Source organism: Bacillus sp. EKM501B (assembly GCF_011800505.1).
GTDB classification, from domain to species: Bacteria; Bacillota; Bacilli; order Bacillales; family Bacillaceae_G; genus Bacillus_A; species Bacillus_A cereus.
On sequence record NZ_JAALFZ010000089.1, the window covers coordinates 1 to 255 of the forward strand.

Sequence of the window (255 nt, forward strand, 5' to 3'; positions counted from 1 at the left end):
TCCGCTTTATAAAAAGGACACGCTTCCCTAATTGGAATAACGTGTCCTTACGATGGGACGTCAAATATTATAAGCCATGAATTCAGCGATCTTGTCATGAAATAGAGGAATTAGACATAATCTGCTTCAACTTTTCTGTTGCCCGCTTCTGAATACGGGAAACGCTCATCTGCGATACGCCCAACGTCTGCGCAATCGCACGTTGAGATTGACCATCCTGAAATGCCAGAAGAAGCACTTTCTGTTCCTGCTCTT

1 protein-coding gene is annotated in these 255 nt (G+C 43.9%); it reads right to left on the minus strand.

Annotation, left to right across the window (positions count from 1 at the left end):
- Window positions 1–94: 94 nt before the first annotated feature.
- On the minus strand, window positions 95–255 hold a 161-nt coding region (locus HFD78_RS29255), incomplete at its 5' end, for a sigma-70 family RNA polymerase sigma factor (RefSeq protein ID WP_191968161.1).